The 19,888-nt window shown below is 64.1% G+C and carries 20 protein-coding genes; 11 read left to right on the top strand and 9 right to left on the bottom strand.

The genetic code is table 11. From position 1 onward, the window contains the following. Window positions 1-3: 3 nt before the first annotated feature. From AC1ZV1_RS23680 to AC1ZV1_RS23670, 3 genes are all read right to left on the bottom strand, one after another. Entirely contained in the window at window positions 4-1,317 is a 1,314-nt protein-coding gene (locus tag AC1ZV1_RS23680; protein ID WP_484293882.1) for an MFS transporter, read from the bottom strand. A 285-nt stretch (window positions 1,318-1,602) separates the two neighbouring features. After that, window positions 1,603-2,898, bottom strand: a complete 1,296-nt coding sequence (locus tag AC1ZV1_RS23675; RefSeq protein WP_484293881.1) for an HlyC/CorC family transporter — start codon at window positions 2,896-2,898, stop codon at window positions 1,603-1,605. 42 nt (window positions 2,899-2,940) lie between these two features. Beyond that, on the bottom strand, window positions 2,941-3,741 hold the full coding sequence (locus AC1ZV1_RS23670) for a cytochrome C assembly family protein (protein ID WP_484293880.1): 801 nt from the start codon (window positions 3,739-3,741) through the stop codon (window positions 2,941-2,943). A 221-nt stretch (window positions 3,742-3,962) separates the two neighbouring features. On the opposite strand from AC1ZV1_RS23670, the gene ffh reads away from it, so the two are divergent. From ffh to AC1ZV1_RS23640, 6 genes are all read left to right on the top strand, one after another. Then, window positions 3,963-5,336, top strand: a complete 1,374-nt coding sequence (ffh, locus tag AC1ZV1_RS23665) for a signal recognition particle protein (protein WP_484293879.1) — start codon at window positions 3,963-3,965, stop codon at window positions 5,334-5,336. A 144-nt stretch (window positions 5,337-5,480) separates the two neighbouring features. Then, entirely contained in the window at window positions 5,481-5,729 is a 249-nt protein-coding gene (gene rpsP, locus AC1ZV1_RS23660; protein ID WP_017522237.1) for a 30S ribosomal protein S16, read from the top strand. Window positions 5,730-5,734: 5 nt separating this feature from the next. After that, a complete protein-coding gene (gene rimM, locus AC1ZV1_RS23655; RefSeq protein ID WP_484293878.1) occupies window positions 5,735-6,271 on the top strand; it encodes a ribosome maturation factor RimM in 537 nt (178 codons plus the stop codon). A 26-nt stretch (window positions 6,272-6,297) separates the two neighbouring features. After that, window positions 6,298-7,041: a tRNA (guanosine(37)-N1)-methyltransferase TrmD gene (gene trmD / locus AC1ZV1_RS23650; protein WP_024766884.1), complete on the top strand. Its 744-nt coding sequence runs from the start codon at window positions 6,298-6,300 to the stop codon at window positions 7,039-7,041. 43 nt (window positions 7,042-7,084) lie between these two features. Continuing rightward, window positions 7,085-7,435: a 50S ribosomal protein L19 gene (rplS, locus tag AC1ZV1_RS23645; RefSeq protein WP_017522234.1), complete on the top strand. Its 351-nt coding sequence runs from the start codon at window positions 7,085-7,087 to the stop codon at window positions 7,433-7,435. A 158-nt stretch (window positions 7,436-7,593) separates the two neighbouring features. Then, window positions 7,594-8,007: an acyl-CoA thioesterase gene (locus AC1ZV1_RS23640; protein ID WP_484293877.1), complete on the top strand. Its 414-nt coding sequence runs from the start codon at window positions 7,594-7,596 to the stop codon at window positions 8,005-8,007. Window positions 8,008-8,053: 46 nt separating this feature from the next. Here the strand turns inward: AC1ZV1_RS23640 and AC1ZV1_RS23635 are convergent, their stop codons facing one another. Continuing rightward, the gene (locus AC1ZV1_RS23635) at window positions 8,054-8,731 is read right to left on the bottom strand and encodes a cyclic di-GMP-binding domain-containing protein, MshE-related (RefSeq protein ID WP_017522232.1); all 678 of its coding nucleotides are present in this window, start codon (window positions 8,729-8,731) and stop codon (window positions 8,054-8,056) included. 98 nt (window positions 8,732-8,829) lie between these two features. Further along, a complete protein-coding gene (locus tag AC1ZV1_RS23630; protein ID WP_484293876.1) occupies window positions 8,830-10,674 on the bottom strand; it encodes a cation:proton antiporter in 1,845 nt (614 codons plus the stop codon). Between the two features lie 89 nt (window positions 10,675-10,763). Between AC1ZV1_RS23630 and xerD the strand changes: the two genes are divergently transcribed. The 5 genes from xerD to AC1ZV1_RS23605 all read left to right on the top strand — a co-directional run bounded on the left by xerD (window position 10,764) and on the right by AC1ZV1_RS23605 (window position 16,007). Further along, window positions 10,764-11,660, top strand: coding sequence for a site-specific tyrosine recombinase XerD (xerD, locus tag AC1ZV1_RS23625; protein ID WP_484293875.1), 897 nt, complete (start codon window positions 10,764-10,766; stop codon window positions 11,658-11,660). Window positions 11,661-11,886: 226 nt separating this feature from the next. Then, complete coding sequence (locus AC1ZV1_RS23620; protein WP_484293874.1) at window positions 11,887-12,615, top strand: disulfide isomerase DsbC N-terminal domain-containing protein; 729 nt, start codon at window positions 11,887-11,889, stop codon at window positions 12,613-12,615. A 174-nt stretch (window positions 12,616-12,789) separates the two neighbouring features. Further along, window positions 12,790-14,094 (top strand): homoserine dehydrogenase, encoded by a 1,305-nt coding sequence (locus AC1ZV1_RS23615; RefSeq protein WP_484293873.1) that lies wholly within the window; start codon window positions 12,790-12,792, stop codon window positions 14,092-14,094. A 51-nt stretch (window positions 14,095-14,145) separates the two neighbouring features. Beyond that, the gene (gene thrC, locus AC1ZV1_RS23610; RefSeq protein WP_138215394.1) at window positions 14,146-15,555 is read left to right on the top strand and encodes a threonine synthase; all 1,410 of its coding nucleotides are present in this window, start codon (window positions 14,146-14,148) and stop codon (window positions 15,553-15,555) included. A 170-nt stretch (window positions 15,556-15,725) separates the two neighbouring features. Then, entirely contained in the window at window positions 15,726-16,007 is a 282-nt protein-coding gene (locus AC1ZV1_RS23605) for a DUF3509 domain-containing protein (protein WP_484293872.1), read from the top strand. Between the two features lie 126 nt (window positions 16,008-16,133). Here the strand turns inward: AC1ZV1_RS23605 and AC1ZV1_RS23600 are convergent, their stop codons facing one another. From AC1ZV1_RS23600 to livH, 4 genes are read right to left on the bottom strand one after another with little or no spacing between them, the layout of a single operon-like run. After that, window positions 16,134-16,835, bottom strand: coding sequence for an ABC transporter ATP-binding protein (locus AC1ZV1_RS23600; protein ID WP_017522225.1), 702 nt, complete (start codon window positions 16,833-16,835; stop codon window positions 16,134-16,136). Window positions 16,836-16,838: 3 nt separating this feature from the next. Continuing rightward, the gene (gene livG, locus AC1ZV1_RS23595) at window positions 16,839-17,606 is read right to left on the bottom strand and encodes a high-affinity branched-chain amino acid ABC transporter ATP-binding protein LivG (RefSeq protein WP_081515899.1); all 768 of its coding nucleotides are present in this window, start codon (window positions 17,604-17,606) and stop codon (window positions 16,839-16,841) included. Next, window positions 17,603-18,859, bottom strand: coding sequence for a high-affinity branched-chain amino acid ABC transporter permease LivM (locus AC1ZV1_RS23590; protein ID WP_484293871.1), 1,257 nt, complete (start codon window positions 18,857-18,859; stop codon window positions 17,603-17,605). Before AC1ZV1_RS23590 ends, livG begins: the two co-directional genes overlap by 4 nt. Continuing rightward, window positions 18,856-19,779 carry a high-affinity branched-chain amino acid ABC transporter permease LivH gene (gene livH / locus AC1ZV1_RS23585; protein WP_484293870.1) on the bottom strand — a complete coding sequence of 308 codons (924 nt, stop codon included), beginning with the start codon at window positions 19,777-19,779 and terminating at the stop codon, window positions 18,856-18,858. Before livH ends, AC1ZV1_RS23590 begins: the two co-directional genes overlap by 4 nt. Window positions 19,780-19,888 lie beyond the last annotated feature (109 nt).

Here is a 19,888-nt window from a genome sequence, read left to right as displayed (position 1 = left end):
ACGTCAGCGGATGTCGTTGAGGTCGTCCCCGCGGGTTTCGCGCAGGCACAGCACGGCCAGCAGGCTCAGCGTCGCCGCGACCGAGACGTAGCCACCCACCCAGCTCAGGCCACCCATGCCCACCAGCTTCTGCGCGATGTACGGGGCGACCGAGGCGCCGAGGATGCCGCCCAGGTTGTAGGCCGCCGAAGCACCGGTGTAGCGCACGTGGGTGGGGAAGAGTTCCGGCAGCAGTGCGCCCATGGGGGCGAAGGTCACTCCCATGAGGAACAGTTCCAACGACAGGAACACCGCCACTTCCACCGACGAGCCCTGGCTCAGCAGGGGCTCCATGGCGAAACCCGAGGCGATGGCGGCGATGCAGCCGACGATCAGTACCGGCTTGCGCCCGAAGCGGTCGCTCAACCAGGCGGAGACCGGCGTGGCGGCGGCCATGAACAGCACGGCGATGCACAGCAGGCCGAGGAAGTCTTCGCGGCTGTAGCCCAGGCTGCTGACGCCATGGCTCAGCGAGAACACCGTGGAGATATAGAAGAGGGCGTAGCACACCACCATCGCCAGGGCGCCCAGCAGCGTCGGCCGCCGGTGCCTGGCGAACAGTTCGGCGATGGGCAGGCTGGCGCGCTCGTGGCGCTCCATGGCCCTGGCGAATACTGGGGTCTCCACCAGCTTCAGGCGGACGTAGAGGCCGACGATGACCAGCACGGCGCTGAGCACGAAGGGAATGCGCCAGCCCCAGGCGCGGAACTGTTCTTCGCTGAGCAGCATGGCCAGGCAGAGGAACAGGCCGTTGGCGGCGAGGAAGCCGATCGATGGCCCCATCTGCGGGAACATGCCGAACCAGGCGCGGCGGCCTTTGGGCGCGTTTTCCGTGGCGAGTAGCGCGGCGCCTCCCCATTCGCCACCCAGCCCGAGGCCCTGGCCGAAGCGCAGCACGCAGAGCAGGACCGGCGCCCAGGCGCCGATGCTGTCGTAGCCCGGCAGCAGGCCGATCAGGGTGGTGGAGATGCCCATCAGCAGCAGCGAGGCCACCAGGGTCGATTTGCGTCCAATGCGATCACCGAAGTGGCCAAAGAGCGCCGAGCCCAGCGGACGGGCAAGGAAGGCGATGCCGAAGGTAATGAAGGCGCTGAGCGCCTGGGCGGTGCCGGAGGTCTGCGGGAAGAACACCGGGCCGATCACCAGCGCAGCGGCGGTGGCATACACGTAGAAGTCGTAGAATTCGATGGCCGTGCCGATGAAGCTGGCCACCGCGACGCGGGTGGTGGAGTTGGTCTGTTCGGCCGGTTGTGCGGCTTCGAGGGTGGTGCTGGTCATACGGGAATATCCCTGGCAGTCAGGCGCGGCGACGACTCTGGCGGTCGTGTCCGACGTTTCTTGAGGCATCGCCATGGCGCGAGAGCGAGCGCGGCCCGGGATCGGGGCAGGATGGGCGCGGCTCGCGGCGGGTCGGGGCGAGTCCGGCTGCTTCGCAAGGCAACGACGCGGTGTCGAGGCTCGGCGGGGCGTGCGATTGACTGGCCGGCGCAGCGTCGCGGGTAACGACGGGCATCGGCGGGAGGCTGGGTAAGCCGTCCGGATTATAGGGGCGGGCGGGGCGGCTCAGGCAAGCTCGTCGCTGTAGGGGGCTTCCCTGGGCGGCGCGCCGGGCAGCCAGGCGCGCACGCTTTTCACCCGGTTTTCGCCGGACTGGAGGATTTCCAGGCGGTAGCGGCCGATCTTCAGGCAGACCGCACAGTCGGGAATCTGCTCCAGTGCTTCCGTGACCAGGCCGTTGAGGGTCTTGGGCCCGTCGCTGGGCAGTTGCCAGCCCAGGGCTCGGTTGACGTCACGCAGGTTGGCCGAGCCGTCGATGACGTAGGTGCCGTCTGCCTGGGGATGGATGTCGGGATTGCGCAGGGTGTTCTGGTTGCTGAACTCGCCGACGATCTCCTCGAGGATGTCTTCGAGGGTGATGATGCCGATCACTTCGCCGTACTCGTCGACGACGATGCCGATGCGCCGCTTCTGCTTCTGGAAGTTGACCAGTTGGGTCGACAGCGGCGTGCTCTCGGGGACGAAGTAAGGCTCCAGGCACGCGGCCTTGAGGCTTTCCTTGGTCAGCTGGTTATGGGTCAGCAGGCGGGCGACCTGGCGCATGTGTACGACGCCCTCCACCTGGTTGATGTCGTTGCGGAACACCGGCAGGCGGGTGTGCGTGGTGTTGCGCAACTGGCCGATGATGCTTTCCAGTTCGTCGTCCAGGTCGATGCCCTGGACTTCGTTGCGCGGCACCATCAGGTCGTTCACCGTGATCTTTTCCAGGTCGAGGATGCTCAGCAGCATGTCCTGGCGGTTGTGGGTGAGCTTCTCGCTGGAGTCGGTGACGACGCTGCGCAGCTCGTCGTTGCTCAGCGGCTTGTTGCCGCGCTGGGTCGGATCGAGGCCGCCCAGGCGCAGCAGCAGGTTGCTGATGCCGGTCATTAGCCAGAGCAGCGGGCTGAACAGCTTCTGCATCCAGATCAAAGGCAGACTGGCAGGGAAGGCCACGCGCTCGGGGCGCAGGGCGGCGTAAGTCTTGGGGGTGATTTCGCCGAAGATCAGCAGGATCAGCGTCAGCGCCACGGTGGTGATCGCCACGCCGGCTTCGCCCCACAGGCGCAGGGCCAGCAGGGTCGCCAGGGACGAGGCGATGATGTTGACGAAGTTGTTGCCGATCAGGATGGTGCCGAGCAGTCGGTCGGTGCGCAGCAGCAGCCAACTGGTGCGCCGTGCGCCGCGGTTGCCCTTCTTGGAGAGGTGGCGCAGGCGGTAGCGGTCGAGGCTGAGCATGCCGGTCTCGACGCTGGAGAAGAACGCCGAGCAGAGGATCAGGAAGACGAGCAGGCCGATCAGGTAGCCGGGGTGGATCTCTTCCATGCGCGCAGGTCCTTCAGCGGCGCTCGGGCGCCGCCGTAAGCGTCAGATGTGCAGGATGAATTCCTTGACCAGCTTGCTGCCGAAGTAGGCCAGCATCAGCAGGCAGAAACCCGCGAGGGTCCAGCGGATCGCCTTGTGGCCGCGCCAGCCGAGCTGGTGGCGGCCCCACAGCAGCACGCCGAACACCACCCAGGCGAAGCAGGAGAGGATGGTCTTGTGCGCCAGGTGCTGGGCGAACAGGTTGTCGACGAACAGCCAGCCGGAGATCAGCGACAGCGAGAGCAGCGACCAGCCGCCCCAGAGGAAGCCGAACAGCAGGCTTTCCATGGTCTGCAGCGGCGGGAAGTTGCGGATCAGGCCCGACGGGTGCTTGTGCTTGAGCTGATGGTCCTGCACCAGCAGGAGCAGCGCCTGGACCACGGCGATGGTCAGCAGGCCGTAGGCCAGGATCGACAGCAGGATGTGGGCGAGGATGCCGGGCTGCTCGTTGATCGGCTCGATGGTGCCGTGGGGCACCAGCACGGCCAGCAGCGTGGTCAGTGCACCGAGCGGATAAAGGACGATCAGCAGGTTGTGCACCGGGATGCGCAGGCACGCCAGCAGGGTCAGGGCGGTGACCGCGGCGGAAATCAGGCTGGCGGCATTGAAGAAGTCCAGCGCCAGGCCGGCCGGCGTCAGCAACTCCTTGCTCAGGCTGAACGCCTGGCAGAGCAGGGCGACCAGGCCCAGCAGGAGGAGCAGCGGTTTCTGCGGCGGGGTGCGGCGGGCCAGGCTTGCGCCCTGGTAGGCGGTGGTGCCGATATAAAGGACGGCGGCGATCAGGCTGGGCAGCAGAGGTTGCATAAGTCCTTGGAACAGTCCTTGGAAAGGGGACCCGAAAGGTCGTGAGTTTGGCACAGATCGCCCGCGCCGAGAAAGCCGTTGCGAACAGTTCGCTTCTGGCCCGCGAAGCGCTCTGTCACATCGGGATCATCGGCGGTGTTGGCGGTGGCCGCACTTCGCTATAATCGCCGGCTTGCTGACAAGCCAAACCTTGGCCCGACCGGGCCCGATTAGGATCGCGCATGTTCGAAAACCTTACAGATCGCCTCTCGCAAACGCTGCGCCATGTCACCGGCAAGGCCAAGCTGACCGAGGACAACATCAAGGACACGCTCCGCGAAGTGCGGATGGCCCTGCTGGAGGCCGACGTGGCCCTGCCGGTGGTCAAGGACTTCGTCGCCAAGATCAAGGATCGCGCGGTCGGCACCGAGGTTTCCAAGAGCCTGACTCCGGGCCAGGCCTTCGTGAAGATCGTCCAGGCCGAGCTGGTCGAACTGATGGGTGCGGCCAACGAGGACCTCGACCTCAACGCCGCTCCGCCTGCGGTCATCCTGATGGCCGGCCTGCAGGGCGCGGGCAAGACCACCACCGCCGGCAAGCTGGCGCGCTTCCTTAAAGAGCGCAAGAAGAAGTCCGTGCTGGTGGTGTCCGCCGACGTCTATCGTCCGGCGGCGATCAAGCAGCTTGAAACCCTGGCCAGCGACATCGGTGTGACCTTCTTCCCGTCCGATACCAGCCAGAAGCCGGTGGCCATCGCCGAAGCGGCGATCCGCGAGGCCAAGCTGAAGTTCATCGACGTGGTGATCGTCGATACCGCCGGCCGTCTGCACGTCGACGCCGACATGATGGACGAGATCAAGCAGGTCCATGCGGCGATCAAGCCGGTGGAGACCCTGTTCGTGGTCGACGCCATGACCGGCCAGGACGCGGCCAACACCGCCAAGGCCTTCAATGACGCGCTGCCGCTGACCGGCGTGGTGCTGACCAAGGTCGACGGCGACGCCCGTGGCGGTGCCGCGCTGTCCGTGCGCGCCATCACCGGCAAGCCGATCAAGTTCCTCGGCATGGGCGAGAAGAGCGAAGCGCTCGATCCGTTCCACCCTGATCGCGTGGCCTCGCGGATCCTCGGCATGGGCGACGTGCTCAGCCTGATCGAGCAGGCCGAGCAGAGCATGGACCGCGAGAAGGCCGAGAAGCTCGCGAAGAAGATCAAGAAGGGCAAGGGTTTCGACCTGGAAGACTTCCGCGATCAGCTGCAACAGATGAAGAACATGGGCGGCTTGGGCAGCCTGATGGACAAGCTGCCGATGCTCGGTGGCGTCAACCTGTCGCAGATGGGCAACGCGCAGAACGCGGCGGAGAAGCAGTTCAAGCAGATGGAGGCGATCATCAACTCCATGACCCCTGCCGAACGCCGCGATCCGGAAGTCATCAGCGGTTCGCGCAAGCGCCGTATCGCCATGGGGTCGGGTACCCAGGTGCAGGACGTCGGTCGCCTCATCAAGCAGCACAAGCAGATGCAGAAGATGATGAAGAAGGTCACCGCCAAGGGCGGCATGGCCAAGATGATGCGCGGCATGGGGAGCATGTTCCCCGGCGGCATGCCCAAGATGTAAGCCCGGACGGCTCGCCGCCCGGCGGGCCGGACGCGCTGCGGCTTGCGGCGCGGGGCTTTAGCTCATAGAATATGCGGCCTTTCGGGCTATGTGCCCGAGGGCTGCATTTCTTTTTTGCAAGCAAACCATAGGAACAACGTACGCATGGTAACCATTCGTCTGGCTCGTGGCGGCTCCAAGAAGCGCCCGTTCTATCACCTGACCGTGACCAACAGCCGCAACGCTCGTGACGGCCGTTTCGTCGAGCGCGTCGGCTTCTTCAACCCTGTCGCCACTGGCGCCGAAGTCAAGTTCTCGGTCAACCAGGAGCGTCTGAACTACTGGCTGAGCCAAGGCGCTCAACCGTCTGAGCGTGTTGCTCAGCTGATCAAGGACGCCGCCAAGGCAGCCTGAGATCAATGAACACGAATCCTGCTCCCGCCGAGGAGATGGTTGTTCTCGGCAAGATCGTATCGGTGCACGGTATTCGTGGTGAGGTGAAGGTGTACTCCTTTACCGATCCGTTGGACAACCTGCTGGACTATCGGCGCTGGACGCTCAAGCGTGGCAACGAGGTTCGACAGGCTGAACTGATCCAAGGTCGCGTGCAGGGCAATGTCCTGGTCGCGAAGCTGAAGGGATTGGATGATCGCGAGATCGCCCGCACCTTCGCTGAATTCGAAATCCTGGTCCCGCGCAGCGAGCTGCCGGTGCTGGACGATGGCGAGTTCTACTGGAGTCAGTTGGAAGGTCTCAAGGTGATCGACCAGAACGGGCAACTGTTCGGGATTCTCGACCACATGCTGGAGACCGGCGCCAACGATGTGATGGTAGTCAAGCCCTGCGCAGGCAGCCTGGACGACCGTGAACGCCTGCTCCCGTATACGGATCAGTGCGTGCAATCGGTGGACCTGGAAGCTGGCGAGATGCGGGTGGACTGGGACGCGGACTTCTAACCCATGTGGATGAGAGCCCTCAGCCGATGTGGATAGGAGTGATCAGCATCTTTCCGGAGATGTTTCGCGCCATCAGCGACTATGGCATCACGAGTCGCGCGGTCAAGCAGGAGCTGATTCAGCTTCAGTGCTTCAACCCGCGAAGCAACACCGAGGACCGTCACCAGACGGTGGATGACCGGCCTTTCGGCGGTGGTCCCGGCATGGTGATGAAAATCAAGCCGCTTGAAGGCGCCCTGGGCGATGCCCGGCAAGCTGCAGGCGGGCCGGTGAAGGTGATCTACCTCTCGCCGCAAGGTCGCAAGCTGACGCAGGCGGCCGTGAAAGAACTGGCGAACGAGGAACGACTGATCCTGATCGCCGGGCGTTACGAAGGCATCGACGAGCGCTTCATTGAAGAGCATGTCGATGAGGAATGGTCAGTTGGCGATTACGTCCTGTCCGGGGGTGAGCTTCCGGCCATGGTGCTGATTGACGCGGTCACGCGGTTGTTGCCCGGTGCATTGGGCCACGTGGACTCCGCCGAGGAGGACTCCTTCACGGATGGCCTGCTCGACTGTCCGCACTACACCCGCCCTGAGGTGTACGCAGACAAACGTGTTCCTGAGGTGCTGCTCAGCGGCAACCACGAACACATCCGGCGCTGGCGTTTGCAGCAGTCCTTAGGCAGGACCTGGGAACGACGTGCCGATCTTCTGGATTGCCGCTCGCTTTCTGGAGAAGAGAAAAAGCTGCTGGAGGAATACATCCGCCAGCGGAACGATAGTTAACGTATCGATGGCGAGCGCCGAGCGCTTGTCTTAGGAGCACGAAATGACCAACAAGATCATTCAGCAGATCGAAGCTGAACAGATGAGCAAAGAGATTCCGGCGTTCGCCCCCGGCGACACCGTAATCGTCCAGGTTAAAGTGAAGGAAGGCGACCGTCAGCGTCTGCAGGCCTTCGAAGGCGTTGTCATTGGCAAGCGTAACCGCGGCCTGAACAGTGCTTTCACCGTTCGCAAGATCTCCAACGGCGTAGGCGTAGAGCGTACCTTCCAGACCTACAGCCCGCTGGTTGACAGCATCAGCGTCAAGCGCCGCGGCGACGTGCGCAAGGCCAAGCTGTACTACCTCCGCGAACTGTCCGGCAAGGCAGCGCGCATCAAGGAAAAACTGGCCTAAGCGCCGGTTGTTCCCGAAAAAAGCAGCCCACGGGCTGCTTTTTTCTTGCCTGGCGTTTTTGACCTTTGGTCCGGCGCCTTCATCTGCCCCGGCAGCGCATCAGAAATACAACACCCGCAGCACCGGCAGCCACCCTCATTGCATCAGGTAGCAGTGGCATGAGCCCCAGAGAGCAGGAAATCCTCCGCCGTACGGAGCTTTCCGAAACCCGCGTGACCAAGGCGATCTTTCCGCCCACCACCAACCATCACAACACATTGTTCGGCGGTACCGCGCTGGCCTGGATGGACGAAGTCTCGTTCATCGCGGCGACGCGCTTCTGTCGACTGCCGCTGGTAACGGTGTCCACCGACCGCATCGATTTCAAGCATCCGATTGCCGCCGGCTCCATCGTCGAGCTGATCGGCCGGGTAGTGAAGGTCGGCAACACCAGTCTCAAGGTCGAGGTGGAAGTGTTCGTCGAGAGCATGTCCGCCGACGGTCGCGAGAAGGCCATCCACGGGCTGTTCAGCTTCGTTGCCATCGATGACGAGAAGCGCCCGGTGCCGGTCCTGCCCGGCTTCGACGCCTGAAACGCAAGAAGGCGCCCAATGCGCCTTCTTTCATGGCAAGCCGGCCTCAGTGGCGCAGGCTGATCTTCAGCGAAGCCTGGGACAGGTCGATGTTCTGCAGACTCAGGCTGCCCATGCTCTGGGTTTTGGGCGCGCCGGCAACCCGGATATTGTCGAAGCGCACCTCGCCGATGGAGCTGGGCAGGCGCACGTTGATCGAGCCGTCCGGGTTCAGGGACGAGGAGGCGTGCGCCGTGTCGTACTGCACGTCGTGCAGCGAGGTCTCCGCATCGAGACTGTCGACCACCGGCATCACCAGGCGCGACAACTGCTTGATGGCACCGACGCCATCGCCGCTTTCGGCGCTGACCAGCAGGCCCTGCAGGGTGTCATCGAAGCCCTGGGCGCTGACGTCGCTCATCTCGCGGTCGCTCAGCGGCTTGAGGCCCTTGGGTGCTTCATGGCGGGTGATGCTCGTCGGCGCCTGACGTTGCACGTCGGCGCTGGCCAGCTGGAACGGGCTGAGCAGGGCTGCTACCAGCGTCGCGGCCAGGCGCAGGTTGTTCTGCTTCTTCAGCGCGCGGCCAAGCTGTCGCTCGCTGATCCAGCCCTGCTGGATCAGGGTCTCGCCCAGACGCAGTCCGTTGGTGAGCTGGAGCTGGATGGCCTTGTCCAACTGATGGGAAGTAATCAGGCCCTTGCTGACAAGGATCTGGCCGAGGCGGGAGTTCTGTTGACTGGGCATGGCGTGGGCTTCGTGGGGCGCTATGATGGCGTGGTGCAATCATCGTTCTTCGCATATTTCCTGTCACCAGCCTAAAGATAGGCTGACATGCCCGGTCGTCAGGTTGCCACGACGCGCGCGGTTTCATTTGTACCCACTGGCGTATCCGGCGCCTCTTCGACCAGGGCGATCACCGTCCAGCCGCTAGCAGGGGCCAGCGGGCGATCGGGGCTGGCGATGTGCAAGCGGCCATTCGGATCACGGGCGAAGAGGAGCAGCGCGCGCTGGCCGTGCTGTGCCTGGTATTCGTTCCAGCCGAAGTTGTCGCTGAGCAGGGTCGAGCGGACTTCCGCACCGCGGGCAATCAGCCCGGCCATCTGCGGGTAGGTGACAAGACTCTGGCCCAGCGGATGGCCTCGGTGGCGGTCACTGACCCGATGCTTTTCGCTGCGCCGGCTGTCCTGGCTGGTGGGCAGGATGAAGCGGTGGCGCGGGCTGAACTCGTGGCGGAAGCTCATGCACATCAGGGCGTTCAGTTCGGCGTTGGGCGACAGTGCCAGCAGATGGCCCAGGCCGATCAGGTCCAGATGGGCTTCAGCGTGCTGCGAGGCCGGGTTGCCGAAGTAGGTTGGTAAGTGCTCCATGCGTGCCGCGCGCGTGTTCTCCCAACTGGAGTCGGTGAGCAGGACCTTCACCCCGGCGTTCTGCAGACCAATGCCGACAGCGCGGGCGACGGGGTTGGCGCCGATGATGAGAAAGCCGGTGGGCACGGGTTCGGCGACTTTCAGCAGTCGAGCCAGGGGGCGAGCAGTGGCGCTTTGCAGGATCACTGTGCCGATGATGACCAGGAAGGTCAGGGGCACCAGCACGCCGGCCTGGACGTGCCCGGCTTCCTGCAGGCGAATCGCGAAGATCGCCGAGACAGCGGCCGCGACGATGCCGCGCGGGGCTATCCAGCTGAGCAGCGCACGCTCGCGCCAGTTCAGCGAGGACCCGGCTGTGGACGTCAGCACGTTCAGCGGACGGGCGACGAATTGGATCAGTGCCAGCACCAGCAGGGCGATCGGTCCCAAGCCGAGCAACGCCGCGAGGTCCAGTCGGGCCGCGAGCAGGACGAAGAGTCCGGAGATCAGCAGGACGCTGAGGTTTTCCTTGAAGTGCAGGATCTGCCGCACGTCGACGCCTTGCATGTTGGCCAGGCGCAGGCCCATGACAGTCACAGCCAGCAGGCCCGACTCGGACATCAGTGTGTTGGACAACACGAACAGGCCCAGGACCACGGAAAGCGAGGCCAGATTGTGCAGGTAATCCGGGAGCCAATGACGGCGGAGCGCCACTCCCAGTGCCTGGCCTCCGAGCAGGCCGGCGAGGATGCCGGTGCCTATCACGCTGAAGAATGTCAGCAGGCTATCGGTCCAGCCTGATCCACTGTCGCTGGCGGCGATGAAGGTGTAGACCACCACGGCGAGCAGGGCGCCAATGGGGTCAATGACGATGCCTTCCCAGCGCAGGATGTTGGCGATGGTGGCGTTGGGGCGAACGACTCGCAGCATCGGCACGATCACCGTGGGACCGGTGACCAGGGTGAGGGTGCCGAACAGCAAGGCCATCTCCCAGGTGAAGTCGAGCAGGTAGTGGGTCGCCAGGGCGATGACGCCCCAGGTCAGCAGGGCGCCGATGGTGACCATGCGCCGCACCACCGTGCCGATCTCCTTCCATTCATCCAGATGCAGGGTCAGGCTGCCCTCGAACAGCACCAGAGCGACCGCCAGTGACACCAGGGGGAACAGCAGCGGGCCGAACAACGCTTCCGGCGAAAGCAGATGGAGGACCGGGCCGACCAAGATGCCGGTCAGCAGCAGGAACAGAATCGCAGGCAAGCGCAGGCGCCAGGCAAGCCACTGGCTGACGAGCGAGGCGGCGCCGATGCCGGCGAGGGCGTAGTAGGTGCTGTGTTCATCCATGGGGCGGCGACATCCTGCGCGAGAGTGGTGAGGGCGATGGGGGATATGAAAGACTACTCGTGCCGTAATTTCCTTCGCCCTGGCCTGAAATGACCCCAGTTCCGCATATTTTGATCGATCGCTTCCTTGACGCCCTGTGGCTGGAAAAGGGCCTGTCCGACAACACCCGCAGCGCTTATGGCAGCGACCTGTCCCTGTTCAACGGCTGGCTGGAAGAGCGTGGTGTCGCGCTGCAGTCCGCCGGGCGCGATGTGATCCTGGATCATCTGGCCTGGCGCCTGGGTGAGGGGTACAAGGCCCGATCCACCGCGCGACTGCTTTCCGGGCTGCGCGGTTTCTACCGCTACTGCCTGCGCGAGGGGCTGATTGCCGAGGATCCGACCCTGCTGGTGGAGCTGCCGCAGTTGGGCAAGCCGCTGCCCAAGTCGCTCTCCGAGTCGGACGTGGAAGCCCTGCTGGCGGCGCCGGAGACCGACGATCCGCTCGGCCTGCGAGACCGCACCATGCTGGAGGTTCTGTATGCCTGCGGACTGCGTGTCAGCGAGTTGGTCGGGCTGACCCTGGAGCAGGTGAATCTGCGCCAGGGCGTGGTGCGCGTGCTCGGCAAGGGCAGCAAGGAGCGCCTGGTGCCGCTGGGGGAGGAGGCGATCCGCTGGATCGAGCGCTACGTGCGAGAGGGGCGCGGAGACCTGCTGGCCGGTCGGCCGAGTGACGTGCTGTTCCCCAGTCTGCGCGGTGAGCAGATGACCCGTCAGACCTTCTGGCACCGGATCAAGCTCCACGCGAAAGTGGCCGGTATCGGCAAGAGCCTGTCGCCGCACACCCTGCGGCATGCCTTCGCCACCCACCTGCTCAACCACGGCGCGGACCTGCGTGTGGTGCAGATGTTGCTGGGCCACAGCGATCTCTCCACCACGCAGATCTACACCCATATCGCCCGTGCTCGTCTGCAGGACCTGCATGCGCAGCATCATCCCAGGGGGTGAGCGCGGCTCCAGCGATGCACGCGTTGTCCCGCAATCGAGCTGGCGTGGATGGCCGGGGCGGGATCGTGGTTGGGCAGGTGGTCTCGACCGGGATGTCTACACCTTGTTCGATCTTTGCCGGCGTGGCCTTGGTCGCTACTCCTGCCGAAGCTTCCGGCTACAGCCTTTGGCTCGGTCTTGCCGGCCTGGTGTGGTAGTCTTCGCCGACCGACATCAGGAGTTTTCCATGCGTTTGTCTCGACTTCTGGCTGCCGCGGCCCTTGGCCTCGTCAGCACCCTCGCCCTGGCCGCCGAACCGGACCAGGCGATCCGCACCACGCTGCAGTCCCTGCAGCCCGACCTGCCCATCGAAAACATCTCCAAAGGGCCTCTGGAAGGTATCTACGAGGTGCAGCTCAAGGGCGGCCGCGTGCTCTACGCCAGCGCCGACGGCCAGTTCGTCGTGCAAGGCAATATCTACCAGGTGAAGGACGGCAAGCCGACCAACCTGACCGAGAAAGCCGAGAGCGCTGGCGTGGCCAAGACCATCAACGCCATCGCTGCCAAGGACATGGTGGTGTTCCCGGCCAAGGGTGAAACCAAGGCGCACATCACGGTCTTCACCGACACCACCTGCCCGTACTGCCAGAAGCTGCATGCCGAAGTACCCGAGTTGCAGAAGCGCGGCATCGAGGTGCGTTACCTGGCCTTCCCGCGTCAGGGTCCGAACTCGCCGGGCGATGCGCAGTTGCAGGCCGTGTGGTGCTCCAAGGACCGCCAGTCGGCCATGAGCGACATGTTCCACGAGAAGGAAGTGAAGGCCGCCAAGTGCGAGAACCCGGTGGACGCGCAGTTCGCCCTGGGGCAGATGGTCGGTGTGCAGGGCACTCCGGCGATCATCCTGGCTGACGGCACCATGCTGCCGGGCTACCAGCCGGCCGGCCAGATCGCCAAGCTGGCCCTGGAAGCCAAGTAGGCCGAGGCTTGCGCGTAGATTGACTAATGCGGAACCGCTTCGTAATGTTCGGTTCCTTTTGACTAGGGAACAGGCAGTCCGCCTGTTCTGATTTGGTGCCTGCCGCCGTGCCCGCCTCGTTGCGGGCATCGGCGTCTCTGGCGCCTCGATGCTGTAATCATGGGGAGTTTCAGCGTGAATCCGGTGAAAGTGGGAATCTGTGGGTTGGGGACCGTCGGTGGCGGTACCTTCAATGTACTCAAACGCAACGCCGAGGAGATTGCCCGCCGTGCCGGGCGTGGTATCGAGGTTGCGCAGATTGCCGCCCGTCGCCCCAATCCGAAGTGTGAAACCGGCAGTACCCCCATTACTGCCGACATCTTCGACGTGGCGAACAACCCGGAAATCGACGTGGTCATCGAACTGATCGGTGGCTATACCCTGGCCCACGAGCTGGTGCTCAAGGCCATCGAGAACGGCAAGCATGTGGTCACCGCCAACAAGGCGCTGATCGCCGTACATGGTAACGAGATCTTCGCCAAGGCCCGCGAGAAGGGCGTCATCGTCGCCTTCGAAGCTGCCGTGGCTGGTGGCATCCCGGTGATCAAGGCGATCCGCGAGGGCCTGGCTGCCAACCGCATCAACTGGCTGGCCGGCATCATCAACGGCACCGGCAACTTCATCCTCACCGAAATGCGTGAGAAAGGCCGTGCCTTCGCCGACGTGCTGAAGGAAGCCCAGGCGCTGGGATACGCCGAAGCTGATCCGACCTTCGACGTCGAGGGCATCGACGCCGCGCACAAGCTGACCATCCTGGCGTCCATCGCCTTCGGCATCCCACTGCAGTTCGACAAGGCCTACACCGAAGGCATCACCCAGCTGACGACCGCTGATGTGAACTACGCCGAGGCCCTTGGCTATCGCATCAAGCATCTGGGCGTCGCCCGCCGTACCGACAAGGGTATCGAGCTGCGCGTCCACCCGACCCTGATCCCGGCCGACCGCCTGATCGCCAACGTGAATGGTGTGATGAACGCCGTCATGGTCAATGGCGACGCTGCGGGCTCCACGCTGTTCTACGGCGCTGGCGCCGGGATGGAGCCCACCGCTTCCTCGGTGGTCGCCGACCTGGTGGACGTGGTTCGCGCCATGACTGCCGACCCGGAGAACCGCGTGCCGCACCTGGCCTTCCAGCCGGACTCGCTCTCCGACCACCCGATCCTGCCGATCGACGCCTGCGAAAGCGCCTACTACCTGCGCATCCAGGCCAAGGACCATCCGGGCGTACTGGCCCAGGTGGCGACCATCCTCTCCGAGCGCGGCATCAACATCGAATCGATCATGCAGATGGAAGTCGAAGAGCATGACGGTCTGGTGCCGATGATCCTGGTTACCCACCGCGTGCTCGAGTCCCGCATCATCGAAGCCATCACCGCGCTGGAAGCGCTGGATGACGTCGTCGGCAATGTCGTACGCATCCGCGTCGAACAACTGAACTGAATCGAACGCGGCGGCGCCTGAGCGCCGCCGCCAACCCGAAGGTTTCACACCATGCGTTACATCAGTACCCGCGGCCAGGCGCCCGCGCTGAACTTCGAAGACGTGCTGCTGGCTGGCCTGGCCAGCGACGGCGGCCTGTACGTGCCGGAAAACCTGCCGCGCTTCACCGTCGAGGAGATCGCCTCCTGGGCCGGCCTGCCGTACCACGAGCTGGCCTTCCGCGTGATGCGCCCGTTCGTTGCCGGCAGCATCTCCGACGCCGACTTCAAGAAGATCCTCGAAGAGACCTACGGTGTCTTCGCCCACAACGCCGTGGCGCCGCTGCGCCAGCTCAACGGCAATGAGTGGGTCCTGGAGCTGTTCCATGGTCCGACCCTGGCCTTCAAGGACTTCGCCCTGCAGCTGCTCGGCCGCCTGCTCGACCACGTGCTGACCAAGCGCGGCGAGCGCGTGGTGATCATGGGCGCCACCTCCGGCGACACCGGCTCGGCCGCCATCGAAGGCTGCAAGGCCTGCGAAAACGTCGACATCTTCATCATGCACCCACACAACCGTGTGTCCGAGGTGCAGCGCCGTCAGATGACCACCATCCTCGGCGAGAACATCCACAACATCGCCATCGAAGGCAACTTCGATGACTGCCAGGAGATGGTCAAGGCCAGCTTCGCCGACCAGGGCTTCCTGAAGGGCACTCGTCTGGTCGCCGTGAACTCGATCAACTGGGCGCGGATCATGGCCCAGATCGTCTACTACTTCCACGCCGCCCTGCAGCTCGGCGCACCGGCCCGCTCGGTGGCCTTCTCGGTGCCCACCGGCAACTTCGGCGACATCTTCGCCGGCTACCTGGCGCGCAACATGGGCCTGCCGATCAGCCAGCTGATCGTCGCGACCAACCGCAACGACATCCTGCACCGCTTCATGTCCGGTAACCGCTACGACAAGGACACCCTGCACGCGTCCCTGTCGCCGTCGATGGACATCATGGTCTCGTCCAACTTCGAGCGCCTGCTGTTCGACCTGCATGGCCGCAACGGCAAGGCAGTCGCCGAGCTGATGGACAACTTCAAGGCTACCGGCAAGCTGGCCGTCGAGGATGACCGCTGGACTGAAGCCCGCCGCCTGTTCGATTCCCTGGCGGTGAGTGACGAGGAAACCTGCGAGACCATCGCCCAGGTCTTCGCCGAGTCCGGCGAGCTGCTGGACCCGCACACTGCCATCGGCGTGCGCGCCGCTCGCGAGTGCCGCCGCAGCCTGTCCGTGCCCATGGTCACCCTGGGTACCGCGCATCCGGTCAAGTTCCCGGAAGCGGTGGAGAAGGCCGGTATCGAGGCTGTTCCGGCACTGCCGGCGCACCTGACCGACCTGTTCCAGCGTGAAGAGCGTTGCACCGTGCTGCCGAACGAACTGGCCAAGGTCCAGGCCTTCGTCAGCGCCCACGGCAACCGCGGCAAGCCGCTCTAAGTCGTGGTTCACCGTTCGAAGGAGCCCGCCCCATGGCGGGCTTTTTCATGCGTGCAAGTTGGGTTCTGTCACATGGCGTCATGACCAACGGTACTGAAACTGGCGAACTTTATCGCCGATCGTGCGGTCTTCTTCTGCGTGTTTTTCATTTCGCAACAAGGAGATACGACATGGACCGGCTGAGCGCCCTGCTGACCGAGACCTTCGCTCCCTACGCTCCCTTCCTGGGCCCGGCACGCCCCGACGGCGGCCGTATTCTGACCCTCACCAACGACGATGGAGATGTAGTGCTGCGGCGGGTCATCGAGGGCCAGCACCTGGCCGACCATGCACAGAGCGAAGAGGCGGTGCAGACCATCCGCCGTGATCTGCTGATTTCCGAAGGCCGTATGGAAGACGACGTGGTTTCCCAGTTGCGCCAGCGCGCACAGGTGCTGACTTACGGAACCTGATTCTCCGGTAATGAAAACGCCGCCCACCGGGCGGCGTTTTCATATTCAGGGGCTTCAGGAAAGGTATTGAGGAGCAGTTCATGAAAAACGGCCCCGAAGGGCCGTTTTCCATCGCAGCAAAGCGGATCAGCCGCCGAGATACGCGTCGCGCACCTTGGGGTTGACCAGCAGGTTGGCACCGGTGTCCTGCATGACGATGCGCCCGTTCTCCAGCACGTAGCCGCGGTCGGCGAGCTTGAGCGCCTGGTTGGCGTTCTGCTCGACGAGGAAGACGGTCACACCCTCCTGGCGCAGTTGTTCGACGATGTCGAAGATCTGCTGGATGATGATCGGCGCCAGGCCCAGCGAGGGCTCGTCGAGCAGCAGCAGCTTGGGCTTGCTCATCAGCGCACGGCCGATGGCGAGCATCTGCTGTTCGCCGCCGGACATGGTGCCGCCGCGCTGGTTGAAGCGCTCCTTCAGGCGCGGGAAGAGTGCCAGGACCTTGTCCATCTGCTCCTGGTAGTCGCCCTTGCTGGTGAAGAAACCGCCCATGGCGAGGTTTTCTTCCACGGTCAGGCGGGCGAACACGCGACGGCCTTCGGGCACGACGGCGATGCTCTTGCGCATGATCACGGAGGATTCCTTGCCGACCAGCTCCTCGCCCATGTAGGTGATGCTGCCGGAGGCGGCGCGCGGCGATCCGCACAGGGTCATCAGCAGGGTCGACTTGCCGGCGCCGTTGGCGCCGATCAGGGTGACGATCTCACCCTGCTGGACTTCCATGCTGACGTCGTGCAGTGCCTGGATCTTGCCGTAGAAGGTGGAAACCTTGTCGAACTTCAACATGACTCAGGACTCCCCCAGATAGGCTTTGATCACATCCGGGTTGCCGCGGATTTCCTCCGGGGTGCCGTCCGCCAGGGGAGTGCCCTGGTTGATCACGTAGATGTGGTCGGAAATGCTCATCACCAGCTTCATGTCGTGCTCGATGAGCAGGACAGTGACGCCGTGCTCGGAGCGCAGCATGGCGATGAGCGCCTTGAGGTCCTCGGTTTCCCGCGGGTTCAGGCCCGCCGCCGGTTCGTCCAGCATCAGCAGTTGCGGACGGGTCATCATGCAGCGGGCGATTTCCAGGCGGCGCTGCTGGCCGTAGGCGAGGGTGCCGGCCGGGCGGTTGGCGATGTCCTTGAGGTTGACGATTTCCAGCCAGTGCGAGGCGTAGTCCAGGGCCTCGGCTTCCGCGCGGCGGAAGGCCGGGGTCTTGAGCAGGCCGGCGAGGAAGTTGGTGTTGATGTGCCGGTGTTGCGCCACCAGCAGGTTCTCCACCGCGGTCATCTCCTTGAACAGGCGCACGTTCTGGAAAGTCCGCACCACGCCCTTGTGGGCGATCTTGTGGCCCGGCAGGCCCTGGATGGGCTCGCCGCGCAGCAGGATCTCGCCGCCGGTGGGTGCGTAGAAGCCGGTCAGGCAGTTGAACACGGTGGTCTTGCCGGCGCCGTTGGGGCCGATCATCGAGATCACCTGTTTTTCCTGGACCTTCAGGGCCACGTTGTTGACGGCCAGCAGCCCGCCGAAGCGCATGGTGAGGCCGGCTACTTCAAGAATCGGTCGGCTCATTTTCGCAACTCCAGGTGCGGGCGCTGCATGGGCAGAAGCCCCTGCGGACGCCAGATCATCATCAGCACCATGAGGGCGCCGAACATCAGCATGCGGTACTCGCTGAACTCACGCATCAGTTCGGGCAGCAGGATCATCACCACGGCCGCCAGGATGACGCCGAGCTGTGAACCCATGCCGCCCAGCACCACGATGGCGAGGATGATGGCCGATTCGATGAAGGTGAACGATTCCGGCGTAACCAGGCCCTGGCGCGCGGCGAAGAAGCTGCCGGCGAAACCGGCGAAGCAGGCGCCGAGGGTGAAGGCCGAGAGCTTGATCAGCGTCGGGTTCAGACCCAGCGCGCGGCAGGCGATCTCGTCTTCGCGCAGGGCTTCCCAGGCGCGGCCCAGGGGCATGCGCAGCAGACGGTTGATCACGAACAGCACCAGCAGCACCAGCAGCAGTGCGACCAGGTAGAGGAACACGACCTTGTAGTTCGAGTTGTAGGCAATGCCGAAGAACTCGTGGAAGGTCTGCATCCCCTCGGGGGCGCGGCGCTCGAAGGTGAGGCCGAACAGGGTCGGCTTCTCGATGTTGCTGATGCCGTTGGGACCACCGGTCAGCCAGGTCATGTTGCGCAGCAGGATGCGGATGATCTCGCCGAAGCCCAGGGTCACGATCGCGAGGTAGTCACCGCGCAATCGGAGCACCGGGAAGCCGAGGATGAAGCCGAAGAACGCGGCCATCAGGCCGGCGATCGGCAGGCACACCCAGAAGCCCAGGCCGAAATAGTGCGACAGCAGCGCGTAGCTGTAGGCGCCCACGGCGTAGAAGCCCACATAGCCCAGGTCGAGCAGGCCAGCCAGGCCCACCACGATGTTCAGGCCCAGGCCCAGCAGTACATAGATCAGGATCAGGGTGGCGATATCCACCGCACCGCGCGATCCGAAGAACGGCCAGGCGAGGGCGACGAGGATCAGCACCATGATGATCTTGCGTTGCACGGACGCATGGGTCAGGCGCTCGGCCAGCCTGGTGTGTGGGTGTGACAGGGCCTGTTTCACGCTACCGCCGAAGGCGAAGCGGTCACGCACCAGTTGCCAGACGAACATCAGCACGGCACAGGCGGCGATGGTCCACAGGCGCGCGGGGCTGACATTTTCCAGTTGCAGGCCGATGCCGATCACGCTGAGCTTCACACCCAGCACGGGGTAGGCGACGGCCATCACCAGCAGGGCGCTGAAGAATGCAGTCTTGAGTTTCTGGCTCATACCTTTTCCACCTCCGGGCGACCGAGCAGGCCAGTGGGGCGGAAGAGCAGCACGAGTACCAGCAGGGTGAAGGCCACCACGTCCTTGTACTGGTCACCGAATACGTCGGCGCCAAAGGCTTCGGCCACGCCCAGCACCAGGCCACCGAGCATGGCGCCCGGAATACTGCCGATGCCGCCCAGCACGGCGGCGGTGAACGCCTTGATGCCGGCGAGGAAGCCGATGTGTGGGTTGATCACGCCATACTGCAGTCCCAGCAGTACCGCGGCCACGGCGGCCAGGGTGGCGCCGATGACGAAGGTCAGGGCGATGATGTTGTTGGTGTTGATACCCAGCAGGTTGGCCATCTTCAGGTCTTCCGCGCAGGCGCGACAGGCGCGACCCAGGCGGGAGCGGGAGATGAACATGGACAGGCCGTACATGGTCAGCAGGGTGATGATGAAGATCAGCACCTGCATGTACGAGATGGTGACGCCACTCATTTCGTCCGGGCCGATGATGAAGTTGCCCGGCAGCAGGTTGGGGATGGCCTTGTCCTTGGAATCCTGGGCGAGCAGGACCTCGTTCTGCAGGAAGATCGACATGCCGATCGCGGAGATCAGCGGAATCAGCCGGTTGCTTCCGCGCAGGGGCCGATAGGCGATCCGTTCGATGCTGTAGCCGTAGGCGCTGGTGACGATGATCGCCGCGGCGAAGGTGCAGATGATAACGACAGGGAGACTCACGATCCCCATCATGGCCAGCCCCGTGATCACGATGAAGGCTACGTACGAGCCAATCATGTACACCTCGCCATGGGCGAAGTTGATCATGCCGATGATGCCGTAGACCATGGTGTAGCCGATGGCGATCAGGGCATAGGTGCTGCCGACGGTGAGGCCGTTGATCAGCTGTTGCAGGTAGTGGTAGAGATCAGGCATTACCTAACTCCTCGGGCGTCGCGTGAAGCGGCGCTTGTGGCGCGACGGACCCCCGGAATACTCGGATAAACAAAGCCCACTGCGTGGGCAGTGGGCTTTGTGTGGAGGC

This window comes from Pseudomonas sp. BB438 (genome assembly GCF_057180225.1).
This window is presented reverse-complemented; position numbering and strand designations above follow the sequence as displayed.